Origin of the sequence: Streptomyces sp. NPDC058741, from assembly GCF_042746715.1 — a bacterium.
Lineage (GTDB): Bacteria > Actinomycetota > Actinomycetes > Streptomycetales > Streptomycetaceae > Streptomyces.
In genome coordinates this window covers 73,242-88,268 of the sequence record NZ_JBHYQH010000002.1, presented here as the reverse complement: position 1 = coordinate 88,268, position 15,027 = coordinate 73,242, and the positions used below count along the sequence as shown (strand labels likewise).

Sequence of the window (15,027 nt, the reverse complement as noted above, 5' to 3'; positions counted from 1 at the left end):
CCCGTGCCTAGCGGATGTTCGGGTCGAAGGTGAAGATCACCAGCGTGCCCAGCAGGATGGTGAACACCGTGGCCGTGTAGAGCAGGCCCTTGAGCCACAGCCGGGTGTTCGCGCGCTCCGCGTAGTCGTTGATGACCGTGCGCAGGCCGTTGGCGCCGTGCAGCATCGCGAGCCACAGCATCAGCAGGTCCCAGACCTGCCAGAAGGGGCTCGCCCAGCGGCCCGCCACGAAGGCGAAGCCGATCTTGGAGACGCCGCCGTCCAGCACGAGCTGGATCAGCAGGTGGCCGATGACCAGCACGACCAGCACCACGCCGGACAGGCGCATGAACAGCCAGGCGGCCAGCTCGAAGTTGCCCCGGGTGCTCTTCGGGGTCTTCTTGGTGCGCTTGCGGGGAGCCTCGATGAAGGGCGCGGGGTTGTCGACGGTGTAGACGGCGCCACCCTCGACGGGGCCGACGCCGGCGGCGGACTTCTCAGTCGTGGACATGGGCGTCAGCTCCCGAACAGTTCACGAGCGGCGTGGCCGAGGACGGGGTAGATCGCCCCGAGCATCAGCACGATCCAGAGGGCGACGACGGTCCAGAGCATCTGCTTCTGGTAGCGGGCGCCCTTGGTCCAGAAGTCGACGGCGATGACACGCAGGCCGTTGAGCGCGTGGAAGAGGACGGCGGCGACGAGGCCGTACTCCAGCAGCGCGACGATCGGCGTCTTGTACGAGGCCACGACGGTGTCGTAGGCCTCCGGGGACACCCGCACGAGGGCGGTGTCCAGCACGTGAACGAACAGGAAGAAGAAGATGAGGACGCCGGTGACTCGGTGAGCCACCCAGGACCACATTCCTTCCCGGCCGCGGTACAGCGTTCCAGCCGGCACGGAAGTTTCCTCCGGGAGCGGGGATTGGGGCCGCGCCGGCTTGGTGTGTCGGTCGGGCCCGGCCGGGTACGGTCCACCGGCCCCCAGCATCGTAGCGAGGCGCTGCCGCTCGGCTGAGCGGGGGTCCCCCGGTGTGATCGAACTGGCACGCAAAGGGGTACGGGTGGGCTAGTGCGACACAGGGGGCACGTGGGACCTCCGGGGTGCCGCGGGCCGGGCGTCAGTGGCTGATCGCGCGGTCCCCGCGTTCCTGAGGGCGTCCAGCAGGCGTCCGCTCGCCAGGCGCCGGAGTTCCTCCGCCGTCACCGCGCGCTCCTGCTCCTGATCGTTGGTCAATCGTGACCGGATGGCCTCCAGGATGCGGTCGAGCACCTCGGAGGGGGACAGGCCGTCCAGGCAGATGACGAACGCGTGTCCGAACCGGGCCTCGTAGGCGGCGTGCGCCGCGTTGAGCGCCGTGTGGGCCGCCGCGTAGGTGTCCGGCGGCAGGGCGGGCAGCGACTCGGCGGCCAGGGCCTCGCCCAGGTCGGTCCAGCGCAGGTCGTAGGCCGCCTCGTCCGCCGCCGCGAGCAGGGAGGCCAGGTCCGGATAGGGGCGGTGGGCCGCGACGCGGCGGGACCAGCGGGGGCTGCGCAGGCAGGAGAGGAGCAGCCGCTCCAGGTCCTGCGCGGAGGCGGTGTTGACGGGCTCCACCGATATGGCCGGTCGGCCGGGGAGGTCAGGGAGACGGTGCGCGGGCAGCGTGGGTCCTCGTGGGCGTCACGTGTGTCGGCAGGGAAGAGTGTGAGAGGTGTGGCGTCACGCTATCGAGTGCGACCGACTCGTGTCCGGGAGATGCTCCGATTTCACCCGGGAGGGAGAGTTTGAGCACGCGTGGTGGACGCGCGCCGGTCGGCGATGGGTCTTAGGTTGGCGGGGTGAGTCAGCACAGGCGCCGGGCTCCGGCGAAGCAGGAGAAGCAGCGGCAGGTGCTGGTCGTGGTCATGGCCGTGGCGCTGGTCGTGATCGCGGCCGGGGTGAGTCTCGGGCTCTGGGCGGCCTCGGGCGGCGGGTCGACCGGGCCGGAGGCCGCGTCCACCCGGGGCGGGGCCGCGGCGGCACCCACCAGCCCGAGCCCCAGCCGCTCCTCCCCCCTGTCCGAGGCGCCGCGGACGATCCCCGCCGTGCGCGACCACACCCCGGCGCGCGGCCCGGGCTGGCAGCCGGAGAAGGGCGACCGTGTCGTCGTCGACGACGCCTCGCTCGCCGACGAGGGCAAGCTGATCGCCGGGGAACTGGGGCTGACCTACGCCGGCGAGAAGGGCGGCGACCAGGACGGCGACCTGCGGCTGGCGCTGCGGGGTGAGAAGGGCGCGAACCCGGAGTCGTACGTGATGACCGTGCGCGACGGGCGTGTGCGGATCACCGGGCCCGCCGACGCCGGCGTCTTCTACGGCACCCGCACGCTCAAGCAGGAGGTGCACGACGGCGGCACGGCCCCCGAGGGTGTGGTGACCGACGAGCCGGCCAAGCCCCAGCGCGGCTTCATGCTGGACATCGCGCGCAAGAACTTCACCGGCGGCTGGATCGAGGACCGGGTCCGGGAGCTCGGCGACCTCAAGCTCAACCAGCTGGGACTGCACTTCTCCGACGACCAGGGCTTCCGGATCGAGTCCGACTCGCACCCGGAGATCGTCTCCGAGCAGCACCTGACCAAGGCGCAGGTGCGCCGGATCGTGGACCTCGCCGAGAGCCGCCACATCACCGTCGTGCCCGAGATCGACTCGCCCGGGCACCTCGGCGCGGTCATCGCCGCCCACCCCGACCTGCAGCTGCGCACCGTGCAGGGGTCGGCGGTGCAGGGCGCCATCGACATCTCCAAGGCCGAGAGCGCCGAGATCGTCGACGGCCTGCTGAACGAGTACGCGGCCCTCTTCCCCGGCCGGCCCTGGCACCTCGGCGGCGACGAGTACCAGGCGCTGGTCCGCTCCGACCCCGAGGCGTCCTTCCCGCAGCTGGCCGCCGCCGCGCGGCAGCGGTACGGCTCCGGCGCCACCGTCGCCGACCTGGCCACCGGCTGGCTGAACGACCGGGCCGCCACCGTGCGCGAGAACGAGAAGACCCCGCGCGCCTGGAACGACGGCTTCTTCCGCGACACCTCCGTCCAGGCCGACCAGGACATCCAGGTCGCCTACTGGACCGGCAAGGAGATCGGCGCCCGGCAGCCCGTGGAGTACCTCCAGGCGGGCCGCAAGGTGATCAACCACAACGACGAGTTCCTCTACTACGTGCTCGGCGAGCCGCAGACCTTCGTCTACCCGACGGGGCAGCGGATCTACGAGCAGTGGACGCCCCGGGTGCTGCGCGGCACCACGGCCGTGCCGGAGCGCTACGACGGGCAGATCCTCGGAGGCTCCTTCGCCGTCTGGTGCGACCTCGCGAACTCCCAGACGCAGGACCAGGTGGCGGCCGGGATCCGGATGCCGCTGCGGGCGACCGTGCAGAAGCTGTGGGACCCGGGGCAGCCCGAACTGTCCTGGGCGCAGTTCCGGGCACTGGCCGACGACCTCGGCTGACGGTGAGGATGTGACGTGGTGACGCTGCTGGCGGATCTGACCCCTCGGCTGACTGACGTCTCGGCATCGCACCGTACGGCTGCCGGGTCGTCCACGCCCCGCTCTCCGGCGCGGCCGCCTCCAGCACCGCGCAGGCGCTGTCCATGACGTACCCGAACAACGCGGGCGCCCCGGTGCCGCGGGTGAGGGTGTTCCTGTCGCCCATGCCGCCGTCGCTGCTCGCGTACTCCCAGACCCGCCACCCGCCGGCCGCCGAAGTGCGGAGCCTCACCGTCCGCGACCTCCGCGAGCGCGGCAAGCTCCGCGAGGCGCCGCTCCCCCCGGCCCACCACGAGGCATCCCCGGTAGCCCATGCCGCTTCCCCCCTCATGCCGACGCGGATCGTCCCCCGCGCGGTCCGCGACGGCCGCGTATCCCGGGGCCGGGCAGGAGGGCCTCACGCTGGAGGACTCCTGCCTGGAGCCCCGTGACGCCGCCGAGCGCGCGGTGCTCCGGGCCGCCGAGGCCGGGCACGAGGTGAACGCCGGCGCCGTGGAGGACGTACTGACCTCGGACCCCGGTCCCTTGGCCGAAAAATTGTTGTTCCGCCTCCTCGACCGGCTCGGTGCGGTGCCCCTGTGACACTCCGGGGCCGTTGCACGCAGTAAGGGGAAGTGCGGGTTCCGTGAGAGATGAAGGCCGGTGACGGCCTGGCAGGGCCCTGGAGAAGGCCCGCGGAGGGAGGCGTGGATGAGCTTGGTTGAGTTGATCGCACAGGCCGACGAACGCGGGCTGGCCGCGAGCGGGCTGGCTTGTTTGGATCGGTGCGTGCCCTTGCTGGGCGGCGACGACGAGACGCTGCGCCCCGTGTGGGCGAGCCTCGCCGACGACGCCGGCCCCGGGACCTGGGGCGCCTGCCTGGAACAGGTGCGCGGGAAGCTCGACGCCACCGCTGACGGCGAGGCGGCCGCGCTCACCCGGCGGATGCTCGAGGCGGCGCCCGCCGAGCGGTCCCCCGACGCGCTGCGGATGTGGGCCGACGCCTGCTCCGTCGCCTCCCTGCAGGTCCACCGCCACCTCGACACCGCCGAGGACGACGCCTCCGTGGACGTGCGCCGCGCGGGCCGCACCGAGGGCATGCCCCCGCTGGTCGCCGCCGAACTGCGCCGGCAGGTCACCGTGCTGGAGGTCATGGCCGGACACGGGCCGGCCGGGCTGCGCAGGGCGCTGGAGCTGTCGACGGAGGGCCGCCGGGTCCTGCGCGCGGTGGTCTCGCGCCGCAGCCGGCGCCACGGCTGAGAGGGGCGTGCCCACGACGCGACCGGCTCGAACTCCCCGTACGGGAAGATCCTGTGACCGTCCCTCGGGTGCGGTGCGGCGGTCCTGCGCCGCTTCGGGGGAGGCGCCGATCTCGTGTGACGAAACACCCCGCCCGCGCGCTTTCCCGGATGTGACGACTCAAACGGAGACCAGGCCCTCGGCGGCGGCGAAGCCGCGGCGGTGGGCGGCGGACACGGTGGCGACGATGCGCGAGGGAGCTCGGCTCCGCCTCGACTACTCGGCGCAGAGTCTGTGGAGCGTCGACCGGATGATCGAGGAGATACGGCGGGAGGGCGCACCGGCCGCGGCCGTGCAGGAGGTGCTGCGGGGCTTCGGTGCCTACGCGGGCGAGGTGCTGGCCCGTCAGACCGGCGCCGAGTGGTGGGCGTCCGGCGGCGACCACTGGATCCGCACGCCCGACGGGCGGTTGTGGGACCCGATCGCCGAGGCCGGCCGCTGCTACGCCGGGAGCGGATCACTGCGGCTGCTGTGCCGGGACGCGGTGGGCGCCGGGTCCCGGCCCTAGCCGTGTCGTGCTCGTGTGGGGTCGACACCTCCGCCGGGGGGCAGTGCCGTCAGCCTGTGAGCCCGTTCTCGTCCTGGGGCTTCGCCGGCTCCGGGGCGGGCTGGTCGGGCGTGCCGGCCTTCCCGGCCAGGGTGCGGATCTCGGGCAGGTCGTCGTAGAGCTCCTGGCCGGGGCACTCGGTCGGGTAGCCGTCGCGATGGCCCGGGATGCGGTGCATCGTGACCTTCTCACCCAGCTCGTACTTGCCGTTGTCGGCACCCGCGGTCAGCACCACCGTCCCGGTCGGGTCGAGCCCGTACAGCCCGAGCTTCCAGGCCGCCAGCTCGGCGATCGACTCGCGCGCCGCGGGGCTGGTCGCCGTGGCGGAGTAGTCGCCGAGCACCGAGACGCTGCTGGTGGCGGTGTTGAACCCGTAGGCGTGCGCGCCGAGGACGGGCTTGTCGACGCCGCCCGCACGGCCCTCGAAGACGGTGCCGCACTTGTCGACGAGGAAGTGGTAGCCGATGTCGTTCCAGCCGTTGCTCCGCACGTGGTAGAGGAACACGCCGCGCACGATCGACGCCGACTCGGAGCAGGCGTAGTCGTTGGTGCCCGCCGTGTGGTGGACGAACATCGCCTTGGTGGCGCCGGTGTAGGTGGGCGGGTCCTTGACCAGGGACTCGTCGGCACCCCAGGCGGAGCGGGACGTCATGGCGGGGCGCTCGGCCGCGAGCGGACCCGGGGCCGGTTCCACGGCGTGCACGGCCCGGGCGGGCCCGCTGCCGGGGTCGACCAGTTCCACGCGCAGCCCCTCGGGCAGCCGCGTGCCCGACAGACGCACCTGGACGCCGTCCGACGGTCCCGTCCACAGCGGCTGCGTGCTGCCGCGCACCCCCGCACGCGCGCGGTCGGGACCGGTCTCGGGCGGGTGCACGTCGGCGTCCAAGGGGTGCCAGGCGCTCCACGTGCCGCTCTCCCGGGAGCGGGTGCGCACGTACGCGGTGCCGTCCAGGGAGGCGTCCGGGTCGTCCCAGGTGACACCGAGCAGACTGAACGGCTCGGTCGTGCGCGGGGCGAGGGACCGCTCGTGCGGATCGCCGTCCGGCAGCCGGACGGTGTGCACGCCGTCCGAGGAGGAGGCGGCGGCGGGCAGGGCCGGGCCGAGGGTGCCGAGGGTCAGGGCCGCGGCCACGGCGGTGCGCAGCAGAAAGCGTGTCATTCGGGGTCCGTCTCCGGTCCGTTGGGGGCGGCGGTGATGTCCTGACCGTCATTCCCCCCGGGCCGCGCCGTCCGGTCGCCGTCCCGGAAGAATCCGGCGAACGGAGGACGCCCCACCGGGACCGGCCGGCCGCGCGCCGCGCCGGTGGAGCACACGAGCTGTCACGGCGTCAGCGGAGGCCCAGGGCGGGTGTCCGCGGGCGTCCGGGAGGGCCCGAGGCGGCCCGTGCCGGGAGCGGAGCGCACCCGGCGCTGTGACACTTCCCCGCGGCGCGGCGCTGTTGAGCGTGGAGGACATGCCACAGACACGAGGACGGTTCTTGGGCCAGCGAGGGGAGCCCCGGCGCGTGCACGAGCGCGACGGGGAACTGGGCGCGGCCGTCGCGCGGGCCCAGGACGGCGACGAGGCGGCCTTCGCGGTCGCCTACCGGATCGTGCAGCCCGGACTGCTCGGCTATGTGCGCGGTCTGGTGGGGGAGGACGCGGAGGACGTGGCGTCCGAGGCCTGGCTGGAGATCGCCCGGGACCTCGGGCGGTTCAAGGGCGACGGGGCCGGCTTCCGCGGCTGGACGGCGACCATCGCCCGGCACCGGGCGCTGGACCACCTGCGCCGGCGGCGGGTGCGGCCGCAGTCCGCAGCGCTGGAGCAGGACCTGCTCGACCTGCCCGGGCCGCACAGCACGCACGAGCAGGCGCTGGAGGCCCTGTCCACCGAGCGCGCGCTCCGGCTGGTCCGCGGGCTGCCGCAGGACCAGGCGGAGGCCGTGCTGCTGCGCGTCGTGGTGGGTCTGGACGGACCCGCCGCCGCCCGCGTCCTCGGCAAGCGGCCGGGCGCCGTGCGCACGGCCGCCCACCGGGGGCTGAAACGTCTCGCCGCCCAGTTGGGCGGCGCTGGTGTGACGGATGAGGCTCCCCGGACGCTGGGGGGGTCGACATGAGCGACGTCGGCGGACCGCGCGCGGCCGCCGGGCCCGCCGCCCTGAACGGGACGGACGGGCGAGACGTACGGAAGAGGCCCGGAGTACCGGGCCGGCCGGCCGGGTCGTGGGGACCCGGACGGCCACGCGGGACGCGTGGATCGAGCAGGGACGGAACCGGACATGGGTGAACATCAGAGCGACGGCGGGCATCCCGGCCGTCGGCATGTACACCTCGGGAACTCCGCCGGCGGCCATCGGGCCCCCGGGGGCGCGGGCGGCCGGCCGTCCGGCGACCCCGCGACGGCCCGCCTCGGCCACCCGGGCCACCCCGGCGCCTCCTCCGTCCTCGACGACGCCGAACTGCACGCGCTCCTCGCCGGCGCACTCCTGCGGCAGCCGATCGACGCCGACGCGGAGCAGCGCGCCGTGGCGGCCTTCCGGGCGGTTCGCGACGCCGGTGCGCTGCAGGCCCGCTCCCGTCGCCGCGACGACTGGCGGCCCCGGAAGCGGCTGCATCCGGGGCGTTCGCTGAAGGCCACGCTCTCCGTACTGCTCGCCAGCCTCACCCTGGGCGGTGTCGCGGTCGCGGCGATCGGCTCGTCGGACTCCCCCGACGACTCCGGCGAGCGCGGCCGTCCGCCCGCCTCCAGCCCCGCCCACGGGCGTTCGCAGGTCCGGCCCCCCGATGCCCCGCGCGGCTCCGCCTCCCCGGAGCGTCCCGCCCCCGCGCAGGACACCGAGGCCCACTGCCGCGCCTACGAGGAGGCCGGCGGCCGCGGCAGGTCGATGGACGCGACGGCCTGGCAGCGCCTCGTGGACGCCGCGGGCGGTGAGAGGAACATCACGGCGTACTGCACCGGACAGTCCGAGCCGGACGACGCGAAGCCCGGTGACACCACCCCGCCCGGGAAGAAGTCGGCCACCCCCGGAGCCGGTCGCGCCGGCAACGGCGCCGGGCAGGGGGAGAGCGGCTCGGGAGCCGCGGGCAACGGAAGGGACAGCGCAGGCAACGGCGGCAGCGGCGGCAGCGGCGGCAGCGGCGCCTCCGGTGGTGGCGGCGAGTCGCGGACCGAGGGCCGGCCCGGGCGGCCCAACAGCGGCCGCCCGTAAGCCGATCGGGAATCAGAACTCCGCACCGGACCGGCCGCGTCGCACAGCGATGCCGGGGTGGTCACGGGTGGGTCCGGCCCCGCCGTGGGGGGAGCCGGGGTGCCGCCATGACGACGGCCGGGGCCGCCACCCCCCACAGGAGAGGCCCCGGCCGTCGCGCGGGCACGGGCCGCGCGGCGGCCCGTACTTCCTACAGCGTCCGGGGTGCGGTTTGTGTCACACCCCGTCGTGTCACGGCTTAGTTGCGACGCGGGCGGACATGGACGTCGAGTGGTTTCAGGTCGTAACGTGCCTTTCGCGCCCACATCCGTGGCGGTAAGACCGCCGCCATCACCTGCGGCTCGAGACCGCAACCACCCGATGAGCAATCACGACGGCGAGATCCCGGTCCGCGACAGCGGTGCCGGTCTGGGCGCAGAAGGGCGCGCGGTGCTGGGGGACGACGCGGAGCTGACCGCCGCGGTGCGCGCGGCACAGGACGGGAACGAGAACGCTTTCCGGACTGTGTACCGCGCCGTGCACCCGCGGCTGCTGGGATACGTACGGACGCTGGTCGGCGACCCCGACGCCGAGGACGTGACGTCCGAGGCGTGGCTGCAGATCGCCCGCGACCTGGAGCGGTTCGTCGGCGACGCCGACCGGTTCCGCGGCTGGGCCGCCCGTGTCGCCCGCAACCGCGCCCTGGACCACATCCGCATGCGCGGGCGCCGGCCCGCGATCGGCGGGGACGAGACCGAACTGACCGGCCGGGCCGCGGTGTCCGACACCGCCGGTGAGGCCATCGAGGCGCTCGCCACCGACGGGATGTTCTCCCTGATATCCCGGCTGCCGCAGGACCAGGCCGAAGCGGTCGTGCTGCGCGTGATCGTGGGGCTGGACGCGAAGACCGCCGCCGAGACCCTCGGCAAACGCCCGGGTGCCGTCCGCACGGCCGCGCACCGCGGTCTCAAGCGCCTCGCCGAGCTGCTCGGCGAGAGTGCGCAGACCGATCCGGAATCGGCCGGGGTGCTCGACGCCCTGCCGCCCCAGCGAGAACCGCACGGTGGTGCCGTAACGTCCGCAGGTGTGACGCACAGCGTCGCGCGGACGCAGAAGGATGTGTGATGGCCGACGAGCAGTACGGGTGGCTGGACCGCGAAACGGCGGAGCGTTTGCTGAGCGGAGAGCCACCGGAAGCCCTCGAAGGCGCCGCCCGCGACGAGGCGGAACGGCTCGCCGGGACGCTCGCCGCACTGTCCGCCACACCCCCGCCGACCAGTGAGGAACTCCCCGGTGAGGCGGCCGCCATGGCCGCTTTCCGCGAGGCGCGAGCCGAAAGCGCGGACGCCGCCGCGGTGCACGCGGCGGACCGCGGACGCGCCGCCTCGCGGGCCGTCGACGCCGGTCTCGTCCGGATCGCGACCCCGCGCGGCGGCGGCGCCCGGCGGTCCCGCGGAACCCGCCCCGCGCGCCTGGTCCTGGCCGCCGTCCTGGCCACCGGCATGGTCGGCGGGGTCACCGCCGCGGCCGCAACCGGAGTCCTCGGCGGGCCGTTCGGCCAGGACGAGCCCCGGCCCGGTGCCTCGGTCTCGGCCGTCGTCACACCTCCCCACCGGCCCCTGGCGTCCCCCTCCCCGAGCGACGCCGTGCGCGGCGGCTCCACCGCCGACGGCGGCACCCCGGACGGCACCGCGACGGGAGGTGCTCGTACGCCCGGACGCGAGGAGACCGACGGCGACGCGGCACCCGGGGCCGGCTCCCGTGGGACGGAGGGCCGGGCGGGCGACACCCCCGAGGAGATCGCCTCCGCCTGCCGCGCTCTGCGCACCGGGCAACTGGACGCCGACGGCAAGCGCGCCCTGCGCGAGGCGGCGAGCGGCGCGGGCGTGGGCGCGTACTGCAACGACGTCCTGTCCGGGACGCATCCCGGCTCCGCAGGGAGCGAGGACGACGGAACGGACCAGGGCGGCCAGAGCAAGGGCACGGGCACGAGCCAGGGCACGGGCACGAGCCAGGGCACGGGCGAGGGCCAGGGCGGCCAGCAGGACCGGGCCGAGCCGAAGACCGACCAGCGGACCGAGAGGGACGAGGAACACGGCTCGGACCGGCGTCCCTCGCCCGCCTCTGAACTGGGGTTTCGTGCGGACTGAAAATTTTCCGGCCGAGGGTGTGACGTTTTCGGCCGCTCGCGCGCAGTAATGAGTGAGCCGACTGGTCATCGGCCCTCGCACAGAGCCGGGGTTCCCCCCGTACCTACGGCTCGTGCAGCTGAGCGCGGGCGGGACACGTTCCCCCGGTCCCGCCCGCGCCCCACTCCCCTCCTCGCCGCTCACCAGGACACGACGACCCTGTCGCCGTCGCGGACCTGGGCGTAGAGCGCAGCGACCGCCCCCTCGTCCCGGACGTTGACGCAGCCGTGCGAGGCGCCCGCGTAGCCCCGGGCGGCGAAGTCCGCCGAGAAGTGCACGGCTTGGCCGCCGCTGAAGAACATCGCGTAGGGCATGGGAGAGCCATAGAGCGTCGACACATGGTCGCGGGACTTCCAGTAGATCGAGAAGACACCTTCGCGGGTGGGGGTGTACTCCGAGCCGAAGCGCACCGCCATCGTCGACAGGGTCCGGCCGTCGATCATCCAGCGCAGTGTCCTGCTGGTCTTGTCGATGCACAGCACCCGGCCGGTCCGGCAGCGCGCGTCCGGCGGATCGGCGGGCTGGCCGCCCATCAGGTACAGGTCCCACCGGCCCGGCTCACGGGTCATCCCCCGCAGCCGCTGCCAGGTGACGGTGTCGGTCCGCCCCGTGCGGGGCAGCCCCCGTTTGCCCTGGAAGCCGCTGACCGCCCGCTCGGTCGCCTCGTCGTACGTCCCGGTCGGTCCCTCGAACAGCCAGGCGACCTGCCGCAGCCGCGCCTGCAGCTCGCGGACGTCGCGCCCGGAGTCGCCCGGCGACCACAGCACGCGGGACAGGGCCTTGCCGTCACCGGGCGGGGCGGCGGTTCCCCCGCCGCCCGCCGGTGTGCGCCCCGGCGAGGGCGTGCCGTCGGGCAGCTCGATGTGCACCGGCGAGCGGCCCGTGCCGCCCCCGCCCGGTGCCTGCACGGTACAGCCGGTCAGCGCGGCCAGCACGGCGACGCCCGCCGCGATCGCTCTCCCCATGCCCGTGATACGCACACGACCCCCCGCCGTCCCACCGGTGTACCCGGATGCCACCTCAGATGTTCCCCGGGCGTGACCCGTCGCGAACCTGGGGGCATGGTGGTGAGCGAGGTCACTCTGCGGGAGGCATCACACCATGACACGCGAGTCGGAGTCGGGGCTGCCGATCGAGCCGGTCTACGGGCCGGGTGCTCTTCAGGGCTGGGATCCGGGGGAGAGGCTGGGGGAGCCTGGTGGGTATCCGTTCACGCGGGGCGTGTATCCGACGATGTACACCGGCCGTCCCTGGACGATGCGCCAGTACGCGGGTTTCGGCACCGCGGCCGAGTCGAACGCCCGTTACCGGCAGTTGATCGAGCAGGGCACCACGGGGTTGTCGGTGGCGTTCGACCTGCCGACGCAGATGGGCCACGACTCGGACGCGCCCCTGGCGCACGGGGAGGTCGGCAGGGTCGGGGTGGCGATCGACTCGATCGAGGACATGCGGGTGCTGTTCGGGGGGATCCCGCTGGACCGGGTCTCGACGTCGATGACGATCAACGCTCCGGCGGCGGTCCTGCTTCTGCTGTACCAGCTGGTCGCGGAGGAGCAGGGCGTGCCGGGGGAGAAGCTGACCGGGACGGTGCAGAACGATGTGCTGAAGGAGTACATCGCGCGGGGGACCTACATCTTCCCGCCGAAGCCGTCGTTGCGGCTGACCGCGGACATCTTCCGGTACTGCCGCGCGGAGCTGCCGCGCTGGAACACGATCTCGGTCTCCGGCTACCACATGGCCGAGGCCGGTGCCTCACCCGCGCAGGAGATCGCCTTCACCCTGGCCGACGCCGTGGAGTACGTGCGCACGGCGATGGCGGCGGGCATGGACGTCGACGCCTTCGCCCCGCGCCTGTCGTTCTTCTTCGTCGCCCGCACCACACTCCTGGAGGAGGTGGCGAAGTTCCGGGCCGCGCGCCGGATCTGGGCGCGGCTGATGCGCGAGGAGTTCGGCGCGCGGGATCCGAAGTCGTGGATGCTGCGGTTCCACACGCAGACGGCCGGGGTGCAGCTGACGGCCCAGCAGCCGGAGGTGAACCTGGTGCGGGTGGCGGTGCAGGGCCTGGCCGCGGTGCTGGGGGGCACGCAGTCGCTGCACACCAACTCCTTCGACGAGGCCATCGCCCTGCCCACCGGCAGGAGCGCCCGCCTGGCGCTGCGCACCCAGCAGGTCCTGGCCCACGAGACCGACGTCACCGCCACCGTCGACCCGTTCGCCGGCTCCTACGTCGTGGAGAGCATGACCGACGCCCTGGAGGAGGCGGTGGGGGAGCTCATGGACCGCGTCGAGGAGAGGGGCGGCGCGGTCGAGGCCATCGAACAGGGCTTCCAGAAGGAGGAGATCGAACGCAACGCCTACCGCATCGCCCGGGAGACCGACGCCGGCGAGAGGGTCGTGGTCGGCGTCAACCGCTTCCGGCTCGACGAGGAGGAACCCTACGAACCGCTGCGCGTGGATCCCGCCATCGAGGCCGCGCAGGCCGAACGCCTGGCCGCCCTGCGCGCCCGGCGCGACCAGCCGGCCGTCGGCACCGCCCTGGCCGCCCTGAGGACGGCGGCCCAAGGCGACGACAACGTCCTGTACCCCATGAAGGACGCCCTCAGGGCCCACGCCACCATCGGCGAGATCTGCACCGCACTGCGCGAGGTCTGGGGCACACACGTCCCGTCGGACGCCTTCTGACCGGCGGGTGAGGGCCGTATACGGGTCCCGGACCTCCGTGCGACACTCCTGGGCATGTTCGGCGTCATCGATCTGCCCACCTACCTGGCCGGCCTCGCCCTGATCATCCTGCTGCCCGGCCCCAACTCGCTGTACGTGCTGTCGGTGGCCGCCCGCCGCGGCGTGCGCTCCGGGTACTCGGCCGCCGCGGGGGTCTGGTGCGGGGACGCGGTGCTGATGACGCTGTCCGCGGCCGGGGTCGCCTCCCTGCTCCAGACGAACGCCGTGCTGTTCGGGATCGTGAAGTACGCCGGGGCCGGCTATCTGACGTGGCTGGCGTTCGGCATGATGCGCGCCGCGTGGGCCATGTGGCGCACGCCTGCGGAGCGCGCCGCCGCCGACGAGGCCGCAGGGCCCGCCGCCGAGCGGCCGTTCCGCCGCGCCCTCGTCGTCAGCCTGTTCAACCCCAAGGCGATCCTGTTCTTCGTCGCCTTCTTCGTGCAGTTCGTTGACCCGGCGTACGCCCATCCCGCCCTGTCCTTCGTCCTCCTCGGCGTCCTGGCGCAGCTCGCCAGCGTGCTGTACCTCAGCGCGCTGATCTTCGGCGGCACCCGGCTGGCCGCCGCCTTCCGTCGCCGCAGGCGCCTGTCGGCGGGGGCGACCTCGGCCGCGGGCGCGCTGTTCCTGGGTTTCGCGGTGAAGCTGTCGCTGGCGAGCTGAGGGACGGCAGCCCGGTCCTCCTCGTCGACGGGATCGGGACGCGGTACGGCTTTCCGTGACGCCCGGCGTCAGGACCGGCGAGCCCGGGCCCGTCGCACGGCCCGGGTCACCACGGGCGGCAGCAGGTCCTTCACGAGCCGGCGGGCGCGGGAGGGGCCGGGCGGGCGGCGGGTGCCACGGTGGGCTCGACGGCGGCGGGCCGCGTCGGCACGGGCACCACGCAGAGCCGCGAGGTCGGGGAGGGCGGCGGCATGATGCCCCGGGAGCGGGTGCGGATCAGCCGCTGCCCGGCGGCCTCCTGCACGCTCACCCCGACGTCCGTGCGCAGCCGCAGCGTCTCCGGCAGCTCCTCCGGGAGCGGCCCGGGAGCGCCCCAGGCGCCGTCCATCTTCTGCGTGCTGAGGCAGATCGGGCGCAGGCCCCGGTTGAGGACGGCCTCCCAGGCGGCGACCGAGACACCCGCAGTGCGCTCGGAGCGAAAGTCTCGAGGACCGCGACGCCCTCCGGCAGCAGGATCTCGCGGGCCGCGCCGATGTCGCCGTGCACGTGCTCGTACAGGTGTGAGGCGTCGATGTGGACGAAGCGGCAGCTGCCGTGGGCCACCCGCTCGGACACCATCGAGCTCGGGGACGCGATCACGGTCGGCGGGGCGTCGTGGAAGGACAGGTGGTTGCGCTCGAAGGCCTGCCGGGTGAGCGTGGCGTACGACTGCGAGGACTCCGCCCGGTTGGCCTCGTCCGGGACGTCGCCCTCGAACAGGCCGCAGACCGTGAACGTCCCACCGGCCCGCAGGTGGTGGCCGAGCGGGATCGCGCTCCTGCCCGGGTATACGCCGACCTCCAGCAGGTCCCCGCGCGTGCCGTGCTTCTGCCGCCGTTCCGTGAACCAGGTGGGAGCGTCTGGTCCAGCGGTGGGAACCAGCCCGGGACGCCGGCGAGTTCACCGGGGGGTGTGCCGGCCGCTTGTGCATGGGTCATGAGACGAGCCTTCTCCCT

General features: G+C 73.9%; 14 protein-coding genes and 2 pseudogenes. 10 read left to right on the top strand and 6 right to left on the bottom strand.

What is annotated here, in order from left to right:
- Positions 1–7 precede the first annotated feature (7 nt).
- The 3 genes from ACFW6P_RS01870 to ACFW6P_RS01860 form a co-directional block, all read right to left on the bottom strand.
- Complete coding sequence (locus tag ACFW6P_RS01870; protein ID WP_356437228.1) at positions 8–490, bottom strand: succinate dehydrogenase hydrophobic membrane anchor subunit; 483 nt, start codon at positions 488–490, stop codon at positions 8–10.
- Between the two features lie 5 nt (positions 491–495).
- The gene (sdhC, locus tag ACFW6P_RS01865; protein ID WP_386351434.1) at positions 496–876 is read right to left on the bottom strand and encodes a succinate dehydrogenase, cytochrome b556 subunit; all 381 of its coding nucleotides are present in this window, start codon (positions 874–876) and stop codon (positions 496–498) included.
- 168 nt (positions 877–1,044) lie between these two features.
- Positions 1,045–1,569, bottom strand: coding sequence for a 2-oxo-4-hydroxy-4-carboxy-5-ureidoimidazoline decarboxylase (locus tag ACFW6P_RS01860; protein ID WP_386422688.1), 525 nt, complete (start codon positions 1,567–1,569; stop codon positions 1,045–1,047).
- A 224-nt stretch (positions 1,570–1,793) separates the two neighbouring features.
- Between ACFW6P_RS01860 and ACFW6P_RS01855 the strand changes: the two genes are divergently transcribed.
- From ACFW6P_RS01855 to ACFW6P_RS01840, 4 genes and pseudogenes are all read left to right on the top strand, one after another.
- Positions 1,794–3,431 (top strand): glycoside hydrolase family 20 protein, encoded by a 1,638-nt coding sequence (locus ACFW6P_RS01855; RefSeq protein WP_386422686.1) that lies wholly within the window; start codon positions 1,794–1,796, stop codon positions 3,429–3,431.
- Positions 3,432–3,821: 390 nt separating this feature from the next.
- A pseudogene (locus tag ACFW6P_RS01850) lies at positions 3,822–4,052 on the top strand (hypothetical protein); the annotation flags it as partial.
- 108 nt (positions 4,053–4,160) lie between these two features.
- Positions 4,161–4,709, top strand: a complete 549-nt coding sequence (locus tag ACFW6P_RS01845; RefSeq protein ID WP_386351428.1) for a hypothetical protein — start codon at positions 4,161–4,163, stop codon at positions 4,707–4,709.
- Between the two features lie 151 nt (positions 4,710–4,860).
- The gene (locus ACFW6P_RS01840) at positions 4,861–5,256 is read left to right on the top strand and encodes a hypothetical protein (protein WP_386351426.1); all 396 of its coding nucleotides are present in this window, start codon (positions 4,861–4,863) and stop codon (positions 5,254–5,256) included.
- A 49-nt stretch (positions 5,257–5,305) separates the two neighbouring features.
- On the opposite strand, the gene ACFW6P_RS01835 is transcribed toward ACFW6P_RS01840, so the two are convergent.
- On the bottom strand, positions 5,306–6,454 hold the full coding sequence (locus ACFW6P_RS01835) for a peptidoglycan recognition protein (protein WP_386351423.1): 1,149 nt from the start codon (positions 6,452–6,454) through the stop codon (positions 5,306–5,308).
- 319 nt (positions 6,455–6,773) lie between these two features.
- On the opposite strand from ACFW6P_RS01835, the gene ACFW6P_RS01830 reads away from it, so the two are divergent.
- From ACFW6P_RS01830 to ACFW6P_RS01815, 4 genes are all read left to right on the top strand, one after another.
- The gene (locus tag ACFW6P_RS01830; protein WP_386351420.1) at positions 6,774–7,391 is read left to right on the top strand and encodes an RNA polymerase sigma factor; all 618 of its coding nucleotides are present in this window, start codon (positions 6,774–6,776) and stop codon (positions 7,389–7,391) included.
- A 162-nt stretch (positions 7,392–7,553) separates the two neighbouring features.
- Complete coding sequence (locus ACFW6P_RS01825) at positions 7,554–8,483, top strand: hypothetical protein (protein WP_386422684.1); 930 nt, start codon at positions 7,554–7,556, stop codon at positions 8,481–8,483.
- Positions 8,484–8,912: 429 nt separating this feature from the next.
- Positions 8,913–9,587: an RNA polymerase sigma factor gene (locus ACFW6P_RS01820; protein WP_386351587.1), complete on the top strand. Its 675-nt coding sequence runs from the start codon at positions 8,913–8,915 to the stop codon at positions 9,585–9,587.
- Positions 9,587–10,612 carry a hypothetical protein gene (locus ACFW6P_RS01815; RefSeq protein ID WP_386422683.1) on the top strand — a complete coding sequence of 342 codons (1,026 nt, stop codon included), beginning with the start codon at positions 9,587–9,589 and terminating at the stop codon, positions 10,610–10,612. The genes ACFW6P_RS01820 and ACFW6P_RS01815 overlap by 1 nt, the downstream gene beginning before the upstream one ends.
- A 179-nt stretch (positions 10,613–10,791) precedes the next feature.
- Here the strand turns inward: ACFW6P_RS01815 and ACFW6P_RS01810 are convergent, their stop codons facing one another.
- Positions 10,792–11,616 carry a L,D-transpeptidase family protein gene (locus ACFW6P_RS01810; RefSeq protein WP_386351411.1) on the bottom strand — a complete coding sequence of 275 codons (825 nt, stop codon included), beginning with the start codon at positions 11,614–11,616 and terminating at the stop codon, positions 10,792–10,794.
- Between the two features lie 136 nt (positions 11,617–11,752).
- Between ACFW6P_RS01810 and ACFW6P_RS01805 the strand changes: the two genes are divergently transcribed.
- Both ACFW6P_RS01805 and leuE read left to right on the top strand, forming a co-directional pair.
- A complete protein-coding gene (locus ACFW6P_RS01805) occupies positions 11,753–13,333 on the top strand; it encodes a methylmalonyl-CoA mutase (RefSeq protein ID WP_386422682.1) in 1,581 nt (526 codons plus the stop codon).
- 54 nt (positions 13,334–13,387) lie between these two features.
- Positions 13,388–14,032: a leucine efflux protein LeuE gene (gene leuE, locus ACFW6P_RS01800; RefSeq protein ID WP_386422680.1), complete on the top strand. Its 645-nt coding sequence runs from the start codon at positions 13,388–13,390 to the stop codon at positions 14,030–14,032.
- 68 nt (positions 14,033–14,100) lie between these two features.
- Here the strand turns inward: leuE and ACFW6P_RS01795 are convergent.
- Positions 14,101–15,009: pseudogene (locus tag ACFW6P_RS01795) on the bottom strand (class I SAM-dependent methyltransferase).
- Positions 15,010–15,027: the final 18 nt, after the last annotated feature.